An 18,624-nucleotide genomic window follows, 5' to 3' on the forward strand; every position below is an offset into this window, starting at 1 on the left:
CTTCGTCAGAGTATTGTCAAAATTCCTGTAAAAGTTAACGCTGACTGTCTAAATATTCATGAGCAGAATCCACAGAGGCTTTTATTGCCTGCTCTAGTTCTTCTAAGTCGTGTTCGCTGATGGCTCTGGACTGCTTCATTGTCATTTCAATACTCGCGGCAATAATCGCCAACCGAGACGCTTTGATACTGCCAGCCACACCTTTTAAGCTATGTACAATGCGAGCGGCAGAGGTTTCATCTTTGGTCAGCAAAGATTTAAACTTCTCGTAGTCACCGGCATGATCTTGTACAAACACACCAAGCAACAGTTCGACAGATTCAGCATCACCATCGAGTGTTTCTAACATGTCTTCGATATCAATTGCAGGCTTTGAATCTGTCACACTAGCAATGTGCTTTTCTTCTACTGGCGTCGGTTCAAGGCCTTGCTCTACAGAGTGTTGCTGAACATGCCTTGAGACGCTAACACTCTGCGGAGGTTGAGGGTCGGAATACTGGTTCGTTGACGTGTTCTCGGGCACATAAGCGTCATTATCTGCTTGTTTCACGGCTGAGGAAACCACGTCGCTTGAAGAAGCCTTTTCTTTACTGGAATCAATTTCAGGCTCAGAACTGAGTTCGTGACCGGCTTCTGTAATCGTTTTTTTGGATCTAACGCCCCACAACACTATCCCGCTCATTGCCACTAAGCTTAGACCTAGCATCACCAACAATAAGTTGAACTGACGATCGTGGAACTCAGCTTCGAGTTTAATGATCTGTTCATTCACTGAGTTTTTCTTAATCTTATCGACCAAATAGTTAAGCTGAGCATAATCACTCAACAATGCTGACGCATCAGCCAGTAGTTGTTGGAGTGCATCTTGTTCTTCGGTTTCTAATGAATAAGATTTTTCTAGAATGGAATCAAAGGATCGATAAGTCGCTGACGAACTTTGATTGTCAGAGTACATTGCTTCAAATACCACAACTCCGAATTCATTTAGTAGTGGCTTTAGCTTAGGGGAAAGCTCTTTATCAGCACGCAACATCTTAATGTTATCAACAATGTCTTGAACTTGGCTTTCGATCGGAATGAACTCATCGAACTTTTCTAGGAACTGATCGGCTACGTACAACAGTTGGTTCACATCAGGACGAAACAAGGCGTGTTGGAAATCAGATTCAATCTGCAGTCGGATCGAATAAACCAACTGAGCGTCGAGTGCGAGATCATTGATACGAGAGACTCGAAGCGGTTCTGAGAAATAGAGCGATTGCCTCAATTCGTTGACTCGAATACCGAGCTCTTCGATTTGAGCAAGAGAATTGGTGTAGGAACGGCTTAGATTAAGAAGAGCCAATGAAGGAAGTAGCCACAGAGCCAAGAGCACAACCAAGAAGGTCGCTGGTTTTTTAAAGCGTTTGGGCTTTGCTACTGATTGTTCCATCTATATTCCTTGTGCGTGTTAACTTGAAGCCATGACACTTACTAAAAGATTGAGCACAAAATAAGCGACAACATCCTGCTGCCGCTTTTATCCGTTAACTTCGGACTATGACTTATTGCGAGTCAGTTGGTCACGTAAGTTCGGTGGAGTGCCTTTAATCGTAAGCGTGTCTGTCTCCGGATCGTAAAAGATACGTTCGCCTAGAAGCAGACTATCAAAACTAACATTCAAACCGCCACCAGCACCAACAAATTTTGTTAGTTTACGCATAGTTGCGCGATCGGCTGGGAAGCTGTCTTCTAGCTCGTAGCCTTGCTCACTAGTATAGTCAAAGAAGCTGGTACCATCTGTGCTTGCTGGCAATTCTCCAGAAAGTTCACGCACTTGTACTTCATCACCGGCTTTAAGCTGCTCGTTACAGTAATCCGCAACCTGCTTTTTGTAGCTGATCGCTTCTTCTTTTTCCAATTTAGAGTCAGAAACGAAGTCTTCTACCGCTTGCATCAGTACTTGGTTTTGTTGTTTTGCATCCAAACCGACTTCAGCTTGTAAGAAATCTAAGAAGAAATCCGCGACTTTACGGCCAACACGTCCTTTAATGTAAGTTAAGTAACGGTTTGACTCTTTGTCAGTCTCATAAGTAGAAAGGTCTAGGCGAGCCGCGATATCCATTTTTGAGATATCAAGGTAGTCAGTCGCACTAATATCAAGCCCTTCAGTTACCTTTAGGCTTTGGTTTGAAGGCAATAAACCAATGAAAAGGTAATCTGTTGCAAGTGACTGATATTCGGCCATTACCAAGATACCTTCGTCAGCGAATGGGTACTTTGATAGTTCGTCTTTTAGACGTTGCGCACTCTTTTGAGAAAAATCGTAAAAGTTTGTCTCACCAGCACGAAGTTGATGCAACCACTGCTGGAATTCGCTGTCAGATTTGAAAGAACCAAACCCTTTGCCTGCTTTTGAATTAAAAACACGGTGAAGTTCAGCAACTAGGCTTTCAGATGAAGCATCGTTTTCTAGAGATTCAGCACGATAGTTAACAATCAGCTCATCCTGATCGTTCTTACTCAGCTGGTGTAAAATTACGTTGGAAAGGTGAAGGCTCATAGTGAAAATATTACCGTTCAGGTTTCAGTTGTCGTGCATAGTAGGTTATCATAAGCCGCTTTTACTATCATTATTAGAGTCCTTATGCCGATTATATCTAAATACACAGATGATCAAGTTGAAAAAATCCTAGCTGAAGTAGGTGCTGTACTATCTAAGCACAAAGCTTCGCCAGAACTTTCACTGATGATCGCTGGAAATATCGCAACCAATGTCTTAAATCAGAATGTTGCTGCTTCACAACGCAAAGGAATTGCTGAAAAATTTGCCGAGGCTTTAATTTCTTCTCTTGAAGATAAAAAGTCTCACTAAATTTGATTGACGGATAAAAGAATTATAAATGGTAGACAGCGCAAACTCATATAGCGATCGTGTATCTCGACTGGTTGGTTGGGGTCACTGGTTTGCATTTTTCAACATCATTGCTGCGATGTTGATTGGTACTCGTTATATTACTCAATCTGCTTGGCCAGAAACCTTGCTAGGTCAATTTTATTTGGCTGCATCGTGGGTTGGTCATTTTGGCTTTTTAGTGTTCGCGCTCTATCTATTAGTGCTGTTCCCGCTCACTTTTATTCTTCCGTCGAGGAAGTTATTACGTTTGGTTGCGGTTTGTTTTGCGACCATAGGTTTAACTGTCCTACTGATTGATACCCAAACGTATCAAAATATAAACCTCCACCTGACACCTGTCGTGTGGGAGGTTTTATTCAGTGGAGAGGAATCTGCATTCACATCTGATTTGCAGCACCTCTTCATTGTTATGCCATTTATCTTCTTACTACAGCTTGGTCTGTCTGAGTGGGTTTGGCGTAAGCAGCGTAAACTGTCTCATAAACACATTGGCCGTCCGATTACTGCCGTCTTCTTCTTGTGTTTCATCAGCAGCCACTTGACCTACATGTGGGCTGATGCGTATTTCTATAACCCAATTACTAGCCAGAAAGCGAACTTCCCACTGTCTTACCCAATGACAGCGAAAAGCTTTATGGAAAAACATGGCCTATTAGATCGTGAAGAGTACCTTGAGCGTTTAGAAGCGAACAAAGAGAACGTAAACCTAGTTAGCTATCCGCTAGAAAAAATTCAATACAACCGCCGCAGTGATGATCTTAATATCCTGATGGTGAGTGTGAACAACCTTCGCGCTGACGCACTAAATGCGACAGCGATGCCAAACAGCTATGCTTACGCACAACAGTCGATCAACTTCACCAACCACTACAGTTCAAGTAACGATATGTTTGGTATTTTCGGCTTGTTCTACGGCCTGCCGAGCAGCTACGCAAGCAGCATCGAAGCTCAAGGGTCAAGCGCAGTACTGTTGGATGTATTAGATAATCACGATTATAAGTTTGCTGCTTTCAGCGGCGACAACTTTAGCGATACACTTTACTCGGATATTATCTTCCGAGGCCGTGATGTTATGCCACAGCAAGCAACTTATGATGACCAGAGTGCAATCAAAGCTTGGTCTGATTGGATTCAATCACCACAAGCTAAACGCCCTTGGTTTAACTTTATTGAACTGACTACACTGGATAACTTCGCCAGCTACGATTCAAGTTCAGAGTCGGACTCAACGTTAACAACAGCAGAACGTTTTGCTGCAGATTATCAAAAGTCAGCAACAGCGGCCGATGCTCAGTTAGCAACTATCTACGCTGAACTGGAACGCTTAGAGCTCGCCGACAACACAGTAGTTATCATTACCTCTAACCACGGTACTGAGTTTAACGAAACCAAAACCAACAGCTGGGGTGCAAACTCCAACTACAGTCGTTATCAGTTACAAGTACCGCTGTTTATCAGCTGGCCAGGTAAGTCTGCTTCTGAATACACGCACCGTTCTAGTCATCTAGACGTATCAGTAACACTGATGCAAGAGCTATTGGGCGTATCTTCGAACCCAACGGACTTCAGTAGTGGTCGCAGCCTGTTTAATGAGCGTAAGAGAAAGTGGATCCTAGCGGGCGACTCTCGTGAACTTGCTCTTGTTACTGACCAACAAACAACGGTATTAGATAAATTTGGCAACTACAAATTGTACGACCAGAATTACAAACGCTTGAAAAACGTAAGCCCTCGCTTACCTGTGTTGATGCAAGGCCTAACCGAGCTACAGCGTTTCTACACAAAAAATGACTAAATAATCAGCACACAGAAAAGGGAAGCCAAGCGCTTCCCTTTTTTATTGCCGTGAGTGATTAGAAAACAAGCAACAAAACAAAATTATGAAAATTAAGGGTTTACAAGATCCTCTGCCCCTTATATTATTCACGCCACTGGAGGGATGGCTGAGTGGTCGAAAGCACCGGTCTTGAAAACCGGCAACCGTTAATAGCGGTTCTAGGGTTCAAATCCCTATCCCTCCACCACATTAAAGAAAGCCGCTGAGAAATCAGCGGCTTTTTTGCATCTGAAGCTTTTTAAAATATAAAGCTCATCTAACAAAACTCTCTGCAGTCCCAGTTTCAAACTCATTCACTTGATACCTACTCTTAAATTCCGATCTCAGAGTTCTAAGCTAAAAGCTCCTAGTTAAGAGTCCCTAGCTGAAAGTTCTTATGCCTAAACCACTTCCCTCATAACTTTACCTGCAAGCCAAATAGATACTTTCTTTTTAATGGCACGGAAACACTTCGCGTATAACGAAAGTTAAGAATTCTTGGCTTATTGAATATAAGGTTTGGTCTGCTTCTTAATAAACCGAGCGAAAAACAACCATCCAGAACAAAAACACCAAAAAGCGTTCATAAAAAAAGCAGTCAGTTGATAAGGGTATTTACAAGCGAAAGCCACCCTTATATTATACGCGCCATTGGAGGGATGGCTGAGTGGTCGAAAGCACCGGTCTTGAAAACCGGCAACCGTTAATAGCGGTTCTAGGGTTCAAATCCCTATCCCTCCACCACATTAAAGAAAGCCGCTGAGAAATCAGCGGCTTTTTTGTATCTGGAGAAAACCTAGTTCAACAGGTCAACTATTCACGGCTAGTGCCGCTTTCAATAACTGCATGTGAATAGGAACCAGATCTTGATGCTGTGTTCGATAGCCACCACCAACAACACACGCCATCGGAATGGAGTCTGATTTCGCTAATTCAATAATGAAGCAGTCGCGTTCAAATATGCCTTGAGTAGACACATTCAAATAGCCCAGTTCATCGTCTTGATGGATGTCGATACCCGCATCATAGATGATGAGATCAGGTTGATGATGGGCAATCGCCAGCTTAGTGACTTGTTCGAAACACCTTAGAAACTCTTCATCTTCAGTTTCACGGCTTAATGGCACATCTAAATCCGATAATGGTTTTCGTGCAGGGAAATTTTTGTCACAGTGGAAAGACAGAGTAATAATCTCATCGCTATCTTGGCAAAGCGTCGCAGTGCCATCGCCATGATGAACATCACTATCGACAATCAACACTTTATCTATGTGCTCAAAGGTCAACGCGTGCTTTGCTGCCAGCACAAGATCATTCAACAGACAAAAGCCACTGCCAAAGTCATGATGCGCGTGATGGTAGCCACCACTCAAATGAATCGCTAAACCACTCTCTATCGCCATTTCTGCGGCCAAGCAAGTTCCTCCGCTGGAATAGAGCGTTCTTTCAATAAGTTGCTCACTCCACGGAAAGCCGATACGCCTCATCTTTGCCGCAGGCAGGTTTCCAGAAACAAGCAAATCGACATACTCGCTATCGTGTACCTGTTTTACTTGCTCAACCGAAACGGGCGTTGGTTGGAACACTTCAAACCTGCTCTTCCACAAGGGGTCGCTATCCATTAGCGCCTCAACAGCACTGTGTAACAACTGATATTTGTTAATCGGATAACGGTGACCTTCAGGTAAAGGCAGTTGCGAATAGATTGGGTGGTAAATTAAAGGAATCATAATCAAGTTAATTGCGTATCTTTCTCAAAATCATAACAGCCTCAGACTTGGCGACAACCTTAATTAATGATAACAATTATCATTACCTTAAATCCATTTTAGAGGCAACAATGAAAAACGTAATACTCATCCTTGGGGTGATCTGCGGCTCGATGGCTGCAGTAATGATTTTTGTAGGAATGCTAATGGCCAGTTGGTGGACCGTTGATTTTCTCGTGTTAAGCCATCAAACTTAACTAATTGAACTGAAAAGGAATCACCATGAGCGTTATTTTTATTACTGGAGCGAACCGCGGCATTGGCTTAAGTTTGACTCAACAATACTTGAAAGGTAATCACAAGGTGTACGCAACTTACCGTGACGCCTCTTCAGCAAAAGAACTGCTCTCACTCGCAGACCACAACAGCAACTTAACCTGCATTCAGTTAGAAATAACCGATTACCAAACGGTGAGCCAACTTCCCTCTCAGATTCCGTCGATAGATATCTTGATTAACAATGCTGGCTACTATGGGCCAAAAGGTTACGGACTGGGTAACACCGATGTCGAAGAGTGGCGACGTGTTTTTGAAGTCAATACGATTGCGCCATTGAAGCTTGTCGAAATGCTATTACCTGTTCTAGAAAACAGTGACGTGAAAAAGGTCGCTTGCTTGTCTTCTCGAGTAGGCAGCATGACAGAGAACACCTCTGGCGGTGGCTACATCTATCGTTCCTCTAAAGCGGCTCTTAACTCCGTTGTGAAGAGTTTAAGCAACGACCTAACCGATGGTGGCTTTACTGTGTTAGCGCTGCACCCAGGTTGGGTACAGACTGAAATGGGTGGGCCCAATGCTCTAATCGACACAGACACTTCAGCATCTGGTCTTATCAAAGTCATCGAATCTGCCAATACCGAAGTAAGTGGTCACTTCTTCAATTTCGATGGCACCGAGATAGACTGGTAGGCTCCCCATGAATCATCGCCTTCTTGCAAATTTACTGCGACGTTCGCCACTGGTTTTGTTAACCGTGGTGCTCGGTGGGTGTTTTGGGGAAGGCCCTGGAGACTTATTTGACGACTATCAAACTAAAATAGCCAGGGTACAAGACGCTGATGAGATCAAAGAGAACTGGGAGTTTGAGGCGTTACCAAGAAAGCGAGAGCTGTTACTGGATATACCTTCGCTCTCTATCGGACTCATCGACAGCTACCAGCTTCGTCAGTGTGGGTTATTTAATCTAATTGCCGAGAGAAATTCAGTACTCGGAAAAGTCGCGGACGAGTTCCGAAATTATGATTATCAGGTCGCTCTACTGGAAGGTGTTGGGCAATGTTTAGCTAATCACAAGCTAGACCCAGAGATCGTAGAATTACTAAAAGAAATTGAGCAACAGAAACTCGCACAGTTTCCGCTACATCAATGGAATCTCATCTATACCAGTGATGCCATGCAGTCGCAAATGCGGGGGAGTCAGTGGTTACGTGCTGATATTAGCGATCAAGTGAGACAGACAAACGACGCCCTAGAACATATCAATCAAGCGTTAAACACATCGCTCGTTTCGGGCAAAACCATTGAGGTTCAAGAAGTATTGGAGAAGAGTTCTACGCTTGGAGATTTGTACTACTCGCTCGCTCGTGCTTCGGCAGAATTGGATACCATTACTAAGCAACTCACCACCTTTGATGCCAATATCATCTGTGGTAAGCAACGAGACACCACTAAATTTCGTTATCTCAACAACGTCTTCGAACAACAGTATATTGGCAAGGTTCAGCCTTACATGGCTCAGCTGGATGGCTACTATCAGCAGTTAGCATCGCAGCTTGTTATGTTTGATGCTCAGCCAGAACTTCACAGCTATTATTTTCCCATCAAAGATACGCACCAAGCCTTTCGCGCATCAACTCGCCGCCATGTGGACTATTGGCAGCAACTGTTTAAACGTTGTGGGCGTAAAGTCGGACGTTAATCCTAACCTCAATAAGTCTTAGCTTTTAGTGCCCTTTTTAGCGGAAGAGCCTTTCTTAGCATACGTACCTTTGTTGGCATAAGACTTCTTCGTACCACCGCCTTTACGACGTTTAAATGCAGGTCTCTCGACTTTAGGGAGGTGGCGAAGTGATTCAGGCACTTCTCCCGTTTTTACCTTGCCCATCAGGCCATCTATCTTGCTTTCCAGTGCCTGCATAAAAGGTTGGTATGCTTGATTTCGTTCTGCCATACCTTGCAGCTGGTGCTCCCAGTGCGCTGTCATGTCTGGGAAGGTCGAATCCTCAGGTAGAGCATGAATCAAACCTCTACCTGCTGGGCTACTATGAATGCTTTTACCTTGGCGCGTTAGCAGCTGCCTTTTAAATAGCGTATCGAGAATGCCCGCACGAGTCGCCTCTGTTCCAAGACCATCAGTCTCTTTCAAAATAGCTTTCAGGTCCTTGTTCGCGACAAAACGGGCGATACCTGTCATCGCTTGGAGCAATGTCGCTTCTGTGAAGTGTTTTGGTGGCTCAGTTTTTTTATCACCAATCACGCCTTCACGACACGTCAACACAGTCCCTTTATCCAATGGAGGAACCGTATCCGTGCCATCACCTTTCTCTTCGGTGTCCGTTTTGCCCATCAACACTTTCCAACCTGGGTTGATAAGCTGACGTCCTTTCGCAATGAACACGCCACCAGCGATATCAAAGACTAGCTTAGCATCCGCAAAAACCGCAGGTGGGTAGAACTGCATTAGATACTGACGAGCGATTTGCTGATAGATTTTCATCTCATTGGCAGATAAACCATTCACCGATGACTTCTTCGGTGTTGGGATTATTGCGTGGTGAGCATCCACCTTACTGTCGTTCCATGCTTTTGATTTCAGTGAGAGATCTGTGCCCTGCGCGCCACTTTGTAGCTCTTTCGCATTATTAGCGATAGCATCAACGATCGATTCTCGCTGCGAGTAGTGCTCTTTAGGTAGATAGCGGCTATCAGAACGCGGGTAAGTGATGAGTTTGTGTTTCTCGTACAAAGACTGACAAGTGTCTAACACCTGCTGAGCACTCATACCAAAACGCTTAGACGCATCAATCTGCAAAGCTGACAGCGAGTAAGGCAGTGGCGCAGCTTGTTTACTTTGCTTTTGCTCTGATTCCGTCACCGTCGCGGGTTGATTCGCAATTCGCTGAGCAACGTTCTCAACCAGCTTTCGATTGAGCACGCGTCCTTCTTCATCTTGCCACGGCTTACATGCTTCACTCGGTTTCCAACGAGCACGAATATCAAAACTCTGACCGTTGTTTTGGTAAGGAATCAAGGCATGCAAAGTGAAGTAATCTTTTGGAATGAAGTTTTCGATCTCTTCATCACGCCTTACGACCAAACCAAGTACAGGTGTTTGTACTCGCCCTACCGACAACACGCCTTGGTAGCCAGCCTTTTGACCAAGCAAGGTATAAGCTCGGGTCATGTTCATGCCATACAGCCAATCGGCTCTAGAGCGTGCCAATGCAGAAATAGACAGTGGAATAAAGTCACGGTTACTGCGCATTTGGGAAAGTGCACGTTTTACGGCAGGTAAGTTCAAGTCGCTGATCAATAACCTGTCCATCGACTCTTTCTTAGCCTTGGATATTTTGCAGTAATCAATCACTTCATCAACCAGCAGCTGCCCTTCTCTATCCGGGTCTCCGGCGTGAACAATTTGAGTGGCGTCCTTCAGTAGCTTTCGGATCACCGTAAGCTGTTTGCTGGATGTCTTACGAGGTCTTAGCTGCCACTGCTCTGGCACGATAGGAAGATCGGCCAAGTTCCATTTCTTGTAGCGGTCGTCATAAGCATCCGGCTCAACCTGCTCCAATAAGTGTCCAATACACCAAGTCACCACATCCCCATTGCCACATTTGATAAACCCTTGGTCTTTCTTCTGTGGATTAGGCAGTGCAGCGGCGATCGCGCGGCCGAGGCTTGGTTTTTCAGCAATAATAAGGCGAGACATGTTTTTCCAGATGCTACAAACAATTAGGGCCACATTATCTAATGTGGCCCTAATAAATCAAGAAAAACTGGTTGTTTATACAGTTAGCATTCCACTATTCAAGCTTCAGCTTTCTTTATAAGAACTCAACGAACTTTGAGAAGTCGCGTTCTGGCACTTTCATTGGCGTACAGCCCGGAGTACCAAGGTATAGGAAGCCAACAATTTCGTCGTCGCCTTCTAGGCCGAAAGCTTGGTGAACCTCAGGGTGGAACATCCACTTACCTGAGCGCCAAAAACCTTGGAAACCTTGAGCAACGGCAGCCATTTGCATGGCTTGTGCAGCACAACCCGCAGATAGGTGTTGTTCGAACGCGGGCACTTTTTCGTGCTCAGTTACCTTTGCGATGATAGTGATCACCATTGGTGCTCGAAACGGCGCTTTTTTAACTTTCTCAATGACCGCTTCTTCGCTCTCGTCAGCTTGTGCCGCACGAACCAATATGTCTGAAAGCTTTTGTAGACCAGAACCTTGCGCGATAACAAAGCGCCAAGGTGTTAGTGCACCGTGGTCTGGAGCGCGCAGCCCTGCTTTAATGATGTTTTCTAACGCCACACCTTCAGGTGCTGGATCAGAGAGTTTTGCGATTGAGCGTCTGTTGAGCAATAGATCCAAAGCATCCATTTGAAGTCCTTACTAATTTTTATTGTTTGTATAGTTGAACTTTAGCACAGAATACAAACGATAATAAATCTCAACCACTGTCAATTTGGGCTAGATTAAAAACAATAAAGGCCCCTAAATCTATGACTTAGGAGCCTTGTTCAAAATCTAGCTCAGCAAATTAAGTAACAATATCTACCGGTAAGATTACAGTTTGATGGCTGATTCTATAACTTAATAGCCAGTTCAACACCTTGACGGATAGCACGTACTGCATCCAGCTCACCGGCATAATCGGCACCGCCTATCACGTGCAGTTTGCCACCAAACTCTTGCCACATATCTTCAAATGGACGAACTGACACCTGACCTGCACACACGATAACGGAATCGGCATCGAGGACCTGTTCTTTTTTGCCAATACTGATATGCAGACCTTGGTCATCAATTTTATTGTAGCTCACGCCGCCCAGTAGATTCACGCCGCGCTTTTCTAGCGTACGTTTATGAATCCAGCCTGTAGTTTTGCCCGGACCTTTACCAACGCGCCCCGCTTTACGCTGCATCACCCAAACCGTTTTGTCGCTGAATGAATCCGGGTAAGGATACAAACCACCTGGGTGTTCCATGTTCTTATCGATACCCCACTCATGCAGCCAATCGTCTAGGCTGTGTGAAGTCGGCTCTGTCAGCATGGTTGCCACATCGACACCGATACCACCAGCACCAACAATCGCGACCTTTTCGCCTACTGGTGTCTTTTCGCGAATCAAGGTTTGGTAATCGACCACGTTTTCTTGGTCAATGCCCTCAATATCGAGCTTTCTTGGCTCTACGCCAGCAGCCATCACTACTTCATCGTACTTCAACAACATCTCAAACGTTGCTTCGGTATCCAGTTTCAGATTCACGCCGGATGCATCGATTTGGTTAGCAAAATAACGAATCGTTTCTCTGAACTCTTCTTTGCCCGGTATCTGCATTGCTAATCTAAACTGGCCGCCGATACGGTCATTTTTCTCAATCAAGTCAACCTTGTGTCCACGCTGCGCTAAAGTCGTTGCACAGGCTAAACCGGCTGGGCCTGCGCCGACAACCGCAATGGACTTAGTCGCTTGCGCTGGCTGAACAACAATTTCAGTCTCGTAACAAGCTCGTGGGTTAACCAAACAGCTCGCTCGCTTACCCTTAAACACGTTATCAAGACAAGCTTGGTTACAGCCGATACAGGTATTGATGAACTGCGCTTGGTCTTGAGCGGCTTTATTAACAAAGTCCGGATCTGCCAAGAATGGGCGCGCCATTGAAACCATGTCGGCCTGCCCTGAACTGAGGATACGTTCGGCCTCTTCTGGCGTGTTGATTCGGTTACATGTCACCACTGGGATCGACACGTATGGTTTCACTTTCTCGGTTACCCAAGAGAATGCACCGCGTGGTACTTGCGTCGCGATAGTCGGAACACGAGCTTCATGCCAACCAATACCAGTATTGATGATAGTCACGCCCGCTTCTTCTAGCTTTTGAGCCAAAAGAACAACATCTTCAAAGGTGCTACCTTGCTCAACCAAATCCAGCATCGACAGTCGGAAAATAATAATGAAATCTTTACCCACCGCTTCGCGAATCGATTTGACGATCTCTAGCGGGAAACGCATACGCTTCTCGTAAGAACCGCCCCACTCGTCGTAACGCATGTTGGTACGCTTACAAATGAATTGGTTAATCAAGTAACCTTCCGAGCCCATGATCTCAATGCCGTCATAACCAGCAACCTGAGCGAGCTCTGCACTATTGGCAAAGGCACCGATGGTCTTTTTGATCTGACGAGGGCTCATCTCACTGGGTGCGAACTTAGCGATTGGCGCTTTAATGCCAGAAGCACTTTGCGCGAATGGGTGCATCGCATAACGACCGGCATGCAATAGTTGAAGCGCAATTTTACCGCCGTGCTTGTGGACGGCTTCGGTAACAACTTGGTGCGCTTTGGCGTGCTTTACTTTACTGAATTCAGCACTAAATGGGGTTAATCTGCCACGTAAATTAGGAGAGAAACCACCGGTAACAATAAGACCAACGCCTCCTTTTGCTCGCTCTTCATAAAACGCGGCAAGTTTGTGTAGGCCTTCTTTATTTTCTTCTAAACCTGTGTGCATTGATCCCATCAATACACGGTTACGTAACTGAGTAAATCCAAGATCGAGTGGTTCAAGTAAATGTGGGTACATGGCAGACATCACTTCTATTATTTTATCCTTGTGGTCTGACCACAGTATAGTTCAATCACCAAAAGTTCAAACAACCGTTTACATTTTTGTAACACCGATCATAATGCTGAAGGTATTAATCGTTCAGAACCCCTTAATTTGACTACACTTAATGAGAATATATATCGATTAACAATTCTTGGTGTAGTTTGAGCTTGGGAATTGTCGTAGGATACTAAGCAGTTCATATGATTGAGATTAATGGTACTACGGCTTGTTAAAGCGACGTGATCTCACTGCGGAGACAGAATGAAAAAAATATTCAAATTTATAGGTATGATCTTTAAAGGGATTTGGAAGCTCATTACGTTTGTACGTCTTGCGCTGGTTAACCTAGTCTTTTTACTCAGTATCGCCATCATCTACTTTGTGTACTTCCATTCAGATACGGCTCAACCGACGGTTCCACAGGATTCAGCTCTGGTGCTTAACCTGTCTGGTCCTATTGTAGAACAAAGTCGCTATATCAATCCGATGGATTCGGTCACGGGTTCGCTGCTTGGCAAAGACCTTCCAAAAGAGAACATCCTGTTTGATATCGTTGAAACGATTCGCTACGCAAAAGACGATGACAAGGTTACAGGTATCGTTTTAGCACTCAAAGAGTTGCCAGAAACCAACCTAACCAAGCTGCGCTACATCGCTAAAGCGTTGAATGAGTTCAAAGCGGCAGGCAAACCTATTTATGCGGTGGGTGACTTTTACAACCAAAGCCAATACTACCTAGCAAGCTACGCAACTAAAGTCTTCCTATCACCAGATGGCGGGGTTCTTCTTAAAGGTTACAGCGCTTATTCGCTTTACTACAAAACCTTATTAGAGAAGCTAGACGTAAACACACACGTGTTCCGTGTGGGTACTTACAAGTCAGCTATCGAGCCATTCATTCGTGACGACATGTCAGATGCAGCGAAAGAGTCCGCTTCTCGTTGGTTAAGCCAACTATGGGGTGCGTACGTTGATGACGTCAGTAACAACCGTCAGATCGACGCTAAAACACTGAACCCAAGCATGGGCACCTTCTTGAAAGAACTTGAGTCTGTCGATGGTGACATTGCAAAACTGGCTGAGAAACTTGGCTTAGTGGATGAGTTAGCGACACGCCAACAAGTTCGCCTAGAGCTTGCAGATGTTTTCGGCAGTGACGGTCAAGACAGCTACAACGCGTTTGGTTACTACGAATACCGTGCAACCATGCTTCCCGACATGACCAGTGAATCACACGACGTTGCCGTGATTGTTGCCAGCGGCGCAATTATGGATGGCAAGCAGCCACGTGGCACAGTTGGCGGAGATACCACTGCAGCCCTACTTCGCCAAGCACGTAACGACGATAAAGTGAAAGCCGTTGTACTTCGTGTAGATAGCCCAGGTGGCAGTGCCTTTGCTTCAGAAGTTATTCGTAATGAAATAGAAGCGATCAAGCAAGCGGGTAAGCCAGTTGTTGTGTCGATGTCGAGTCTTGCTGCTTCAGGTGGTTACTGGATCTCGATGGGCGCAGATAAGATCCTAGCTCAGCCAACCACACTAACGGGTTCGATTGGTATCTTCAGTGTTATCACTACCTTCGAAAAAGGGCTGAATGATATTGGTGTTTACACGGATGGCGTTGGTACGTCACCTTTCTCAGGTCTTGGTATTACAACTGGACTTAGCGATGGCGCGAAAGACGCGTTCCAAATGGGCATTGAAAACGGATACCGTCGATTCATCAGCCTAGTTGGAGAAAATCGCGGCATGGAAGTCGATGCGGTCGACAAGATTGCTCAAGGTCGAGTTTGGACAGGTCAAGATGCGATTCAGAAAGGCTTAGTCGATGAGATTGGTGATTTCGATGATGCGGTTGCAGCGGCGGCTTCACTTGCAGAGCTTGAAAGTTACAACATCTACTGGGTAGAAGAACCACTTTCGGCGACTGAGCAATTTATTCAAGAATTTATGAACCAAATTCAGATGTCGATAGGCCTTGATATTCAGTCAATGATTCCAAGCAGTTTACAGCCCATTACTCAACAGTTAGCTCAAGATAGCCAGCTGTTAGGCAACTTTAACGACCCACAAGGCCGATACGCTTTCTGCTTAAACTGCCAAGTTCAATAAGATAAGCTCAACGCTTTATTATCAAGAGGCACCTCTGTGTGAGGCGCCTCTTTTTATTGCATGATAATTCGCTATAATCGCCCCCCTGTTCCCTATATCACACTAAGTATTAATCGCCATGGAAAGAAAACACATCTATATCGCGTACACCGGCGGCACAATTGGCATGCAGAAGTCTATTGACCACGGCTATGTTCCTGTCGCAGGTTTCATGGATAAGCAGCTAGCTGGCATGCCTGAATTCCATCGCCCAGAGATGCCTGAGTACACCATTCACGAATACTCTCCATTAATGGACTCTTCAGATATGACGCCACTTGATTGGCAGACCATCGCTGATGACATTCGCGCGAACTACGATAAGTACGATGGTTTCGTTATCCTGCATGGTACAGACACTATGGCATACACCGCCTCTGCACTGTCTTTCATGCTTGAAAACCTCGGCAAACCTGTGATTGTTACGGGCTCTCAGATCCCCCTAGCAGAGCTTCGTTCAGACGGACAAGCAAACCTGCTGAATGCACTGCACATTGCAGCAAACTACCCTATCAACGAAGTGACACTGTTCTTCAACAACAAGTTGATGCGTGGTAACCGCAGCACAAAATCACACGCAGATGGCTTCAATGCGTTTACTTCTCCAAACCTGAATCCTTTGCTAGAAGCGGGTATCAATATCCAACTTAGCAATAACGTAAAGGTAAACGAACAACCTGAAGGCGCTTTCAAGGTTCATAACATTACTCCGCAACCTATTGGCGTAATCACAATGTACCCTGGCATCTCACACGAAGTGATTCGCAACACGTTATTGCAGCCTGTGAACGCAATGATTCTGCTTACTTTTGGTGTTGGTAATGCACCACAAAACCCAGAACTGCTTCAACACCTTAAAGACGCATCAGAGCGTGGTGTTATCGTGGTGAACCTTACTCAGTGTTTAGCGGGTAAAGTGAATATGGGGGGTTACGCGACAGGTTGTGCACTGGCAGAAGCTGGCGTTGTCAGCGGTTATGATATGACACCGGAAGCGGCACTGGCGAAGTTACATTATCTACTAAGCCAAAACCTAGGCTACGAAGAAGTGAAGGCTCAAATGCAACAAGTGTTGCGTGGCGAGATGAGTTTATAACCAGTTCACAGATTCATGTTAAACCCAGTTATTCGATGATAGCAACGGCGGCTTAACGTGAACTAAATCGTTTTATTGCTTATAAATAAACGAGTTAAACTAAAAGGTGTGGCACATTGCCACCCCTTTGTTGTAATTTAAGCTTAATGATTCGGGTTAACCCTAACAATGTCTTCTTGATCTGACTTAAACTGTTTCTTTAGTTCAGACTTAGATTTAAAGCTAATTTCACCACCAGCTGCAATTGTCATATGTTGAGCTTCAGAGTTATGTTTAGATTGATATAACATAACCGCTTGCATACACGAGTCACGCTGTTCTTTTGAGAGCGCCGTACCTTCTGGCCATTTACCCGTTTCAACTGCGTAGGTTAAACGTTCGTAGACCTCGGGAGTCATTGCGCTAAGAAGTTGTTCTGCATCCATGGTAAAGCCTTAGTTTTAACAATTTTCACCAGAAAATAACCCGTAACAAAATTGAGTCAAGAACCTGACCGATAATAAGTGCATTTGATCACAAGTGAAGGAATATGAAAATTATGAAATGGTTGGCGATTAGCCTATTGCCTTTCACTCTGGTTGGGTGTCTTGAAGGGAACAAAAATACCGATCAACTGTGCCAAAGCAACCCGGGCCTTCAGTGTGAACAATTGAATATGAACGATGGGCAATGTCGCGTAGCACGTACCGATCTTATCTGGCATCGATTTGAAGTTCAGAAGCAACCCACCGAAATAAACAAAATTAAAGAATTCGAATTAGTCACGGCCTACAAAAAGTGCCTAGAACTCGCGGCGCAGATCGAAACAATCGATCAATCTAAGCTGCAAGAGCGTCGCTTTACCTCTTTAATGCACAGTATCGAAGAGTCTGAGCGCATTGTTGATGAGCTATCGAAAGCCGATACACCAGAAACGCTTTACTTCTTGTGGTCGCAAACTGGGGACACCAACGCCAGACGCAGTTTCCTACAGCTAGAAGGAAAAGAAGCATTAAATACAGCAGAGATGCAATATGCCTTGGCAACCTTCTACACCACCCGCGATCATGCAAAGACACTTAAGTTACTCAATAATGCGCTAACGCTTTCTAATGGCTCAGTAGCCAACACTGAAATCTTCAAGTCGATGGCAAGTATCAACCATAGCCTTGGCCATATGGAAAAAGCGTACGTTTGGGCGATGGTTGCCAAAGACTTTGACGTGCCGATTGCTTCTGAAGCAGAGCTAACTGTGCTGTACCGTTTCGACAAGGCAACCTATAAGAAGCTAAATAAAGACGCAGACAACATCGTCGAAGCTATTGAGGATGGAGTTTACAGCCCTTCAATCGTCCCGAGTTACTGAGCGCACCATTTAGTGTGTTCTAACCTAAGCTTCCGATTCATTCACCCGCTTTCAAAAAAAACAGCTACCTTTCTGGTAGCTGTTTTTATTTGTACTAGAGTTAATTCTGAAATCTTGGGTCATTCAGCATTCCTAAATCGGCAAATGCGACCTGTAAGGATTAGACAATAGTTACAAGTTATTTCGTACTTTCGTCATTTTTGTTGAAAATTAACGACACCGAATTAACACAGAATCGTTCACCTGTGGTCTTCGGACCATCAGGAAAAACGTGACCTAAATGGCTATCACAGGCGTTACAACGGATCTCTACACGCTTCATTCCGTGACTTAGATCTTCTATATAGCGTACTGCTTCATCATTCACTGGGGCATCAAAACTTGGCCAACCACACCCAGAGTCGTATTTGTTATCCGACAGAAACAAAGGGCTTTCACAGCATGTGCAGCTATAGACACCAGTCTTATGGTTGTGCAGTAGCTTACCGCTATATGGGGCTTCAGTACCACGTTCACGACACACTGCAAATTCGTCGTCTGTTAGGCGCTCACGCCAGTATTCATCAGGCTTTATCATATTTCCTCCCTTTTGAATCACGTTAATATTTCTCCACATTCTCAGTTATTATATTTACTTTTTTCTATAAAGGCTTGCATATCAGTCGTTTTGTAGCACATACTTTCTCACCAGGAAACATTGTACATATACACTCATAAGTGAA

General features: G+C 44.8%; 15 protein-coding genes and 2 tRNA genes. 9 read left to right on the forward strand and 8 right to left on the reverse strand.

Going from position 1 to position 18,624, the window contains the following annotated elements; translation table 11 throughout:
* Nucleotides 1-34 precede the first annotated feature (34 nt).
* Both BCV39_RS06290 and yejK read right to left on the reverse strand, forming a co-directional pair.
* Complete coding sequence (locus tag BCV39_RS06290; protein WP_102433623.1) at nucleotides 35-1,432, reverse strand: Hpt domain-containing protein; 1,398 nt, start codon at nucleotides 1,430-1,432, stop codon at nucleotides 35-37.
* A gap of 105 nt (nucleotides 1,433-1,537) precedes the next feature.
* Nucleotides 1,538-2,542: a nucleoid-associated protein YejK gene (gene yejK, locus BCV39_RS06295; RefSeq protein WP_017061190.1), complete on the reverse strand. Its 1,005-nt coding sequence runs from the start codon at nucleotides 2,540-2,542 to the stop codon at nucleotides 1,538-1,540.
* Nucleotides 2,543-2,626: 84 nt separating this feature from the next.
* Here yejK and BCV39_RS06300 point away from each other — a divergent pair, with 84 nt between their 5' ends.
* From BCV39_RS06300 to BCV39_RS06315, 4 genes are all read left to right on the forward strand, one after another.
* Nucleotides 2,627-2,854 (forward strand): YejL family protein, encoded by a 228-nt coding sequence (locus tag BCV39_RS06300; protein ID WP_017068253.1) that lies wholly within the window; start codon nucleotides 2,627-2,629, stop codon nucleotides 2,852-2,854.
* Between the two features lie 28 nt (nucleotides 2,855-2,882).
* Nucleotides 2,883-4,691 carry a DUF3413 domain-containing protein gene (locus BCV39_RS06305; RefSeq protein WP_102433622.1) on the forward strand — a complete coding sequence of 603 codons (1,809 nt, stop codon included), beginning with the start codon at nucleotides 2,883-2,885 and terminating at the stop codon, nucleotides 4,689-4,691.
* A gap of 138 nt (nucleotides 4,692-4,829) precedes the next feature.
* A tRNA-Ser gene (locus BCV39_RS06310) sits at nucleotides 4,830-4,920 on the forward strand.
* Between the two features lie 445 nt (nucleotides 4,921-5,365).
* Nucleotides 5,366-5,456, forward strand: a tRNA-Ser gene (locus BCV39_RS06315).
* 65 nt (nucleotides 5,457-5,521) lie between these two features.
* Here the strand turns inward: BCV39_RS06315 and BCV39_RS06320 are convergent.
* On the reverse strand, nucleotides 5,522-6,442 hold the full coding sequence (locus tag BCV39_RS06320) for a histone deacetylase (protein ID WP_102433615.1): 921 nt from the start codon (nucleotides 6,440-6,442) through the stop codon (nucleotides 5,522-5,524).
* 261 nt (nucleotides 6,443-6,703) lie between these two features.
* Here BCV39_RS06320 and BCV39_RS06330 point away from each other — a divergent pair, with 261 nt between their 5' ends.
* Complete coding sequence (locus BCV39_RS06330; protein WP_102433614.1) at nucleotides 6,704-7,390, forward strand: SDR family oxidoreductase; 687 nt, start codon at nucleotides 6,704-6,706, stop codon at nucleotides 7,388-7,390.
* Between the two features lie 7 nt (nucleotides 7,391-7,397).
* Nucleotides 7,398-8,399 (forward strand): DUF3080 domain-containing protein, encoded by a 1,002-nt coding sequence (locus tag BCV39_RS06335; protein WP_102433613.1) that lies wholly within the window; start codon nucleotides 7,398-7,400, stop codon nucleotides 8,397-8,399.
* Nucleotides 8,400-8,417: 18 nt separating this feature from the next.
* Here the strand turns inward: BCV39_RS06335 and BCV39_RS06340 are convergent, their stop codons facing one another.
* The 3 genes from BCV39_RS06340 to BCV39_RS06350 form a co-directional block, all read right to left on the reverse strand.
* Complete coding sequence (locus BCV39_RS06340) at nucleotides 8,418-10,412, reverse strand: DNA topoisomerase III (RefSeq protein WP_102433612.1); 1,995 nt, start codon at nucleotides 10,410-10,412, stop codon at nucleotides 8,418-8,420.
* A 115-nt stretch (nucleotides 10,413-10,527) separates the two neighbouring features.
* On the reverse strand, nucleotides 10,528-11,076 hold the full coding sequence (locus tag BCV39_RS06345; RefSeq protein ID WP_009848708.1) for an NAD(P)H nitroreductase: 549 nt from the start codon (nucleotides 11,074-11,076) through the stop codon (nucleotides 10,528-10,530).
* 206 nt (nucleotides 11,077-11,282) lie between these two features.
* Entirely contained in the window at nucleotides 11,283-13,292 is a 2,010-nt protein-coding gene (locus BCV39_RS06350) for an NADPH-dependent 2,4-dienoyl-CoA reductase (protein ID WP_165886704.1), read from the reverse strand.
* A 279-nt stretch (nucleotides 13,293-13,571) separates the two neighbouring features.
* On the opposite strand from BCV39_RS06350, the gene sppA reads away from it, so the two are divergent.
* Nucleotides 13,572-15,422, forward strand: a complete 1,851-nt coding sequence (gene sppA / locus BCV39_RS06355) for a signal peptide peptidase SppA (protein ID WP_102433611.1) — start codon at nucleotides 13,572-13,574, stop codon at nucleotides 15,420-15,422.
* A gap of 118 nt (nucleotides 15,423-15,540) precedes the next feature.
* Nucleotides 15,541-16,557: an asparaginase gene (gene ansA, locus BCV39_RS06360; protein WP_019823767.1), complete on the forward strand. Its 1,017-nt coding sequence runs from the start codon at nucleotides 15,541-15,543 to the stop codon at nucleotides 16,555-16,557.
* Between the two features lie 143 nt (nucleotides 16,558-16,700).
* Here ansA and BCV39_RS06365 read toward each other — a convergent pair whose 3' ends face one another.
* The gene (locus BCV39_RS06365; RefSeq protein WP_010437067.1) at nucleotides 16,701-16,982 is read right to left on the reverse strand and encodes a DUF1315 family protein; all 282 of its coding nucleotides are present in this window, start codon (nucleotides 16,980-16,982) and stop codon (nucleotides 16,701-16,703) included.
* Nucleotides 16,983-17,095: 113 nt separating this feature from the next.
* Here BCV39_RS06365 and BCV39_RS06370 point away from each other — a divergent pair, with 113 nt between their 5' ends.
* Entirely contained in the window at nucleotides 17,096-17,902 is an 807-nt protein-coding gene (locus BCV39_RS06370) for a DUF2989 domain-containing protein (RefSeq protein ID WP_102433610.1), read from the forward strand.
* Between the two features lie 178 nt (nucleotides 17,903-18,080).
* Here BCV39_RS06370 and msrB read toward each other — a convergent pair whose 3' ends face one another.
* Entirely contained in the window at nucleotides 18,081-18,518 is a 438-nt protein-coding gene (msrB, locus tag BCV39_RS06375; RefSeq protein WP_080967323.1) for a peptide-methionine (R)-S-oxide reductase MsrB, read from the reverse strand.
* Between the last annotated feature and the right edge of the window lie 106 nt (nucleotides 18,519-18,624).

The sequence above is a fragment of the Vibrio sp. 10N.286.55.E10 genome (assembly GCF_002872555.1).
In the GTDB taxonomy this organism is placed as follows: domain Bacteria; phylum Pseudomonadota; class Gammaproteobacteria; order Enterobacterales; family Vibrionaceae; genus Vibrio; species Vibrio crassostreae.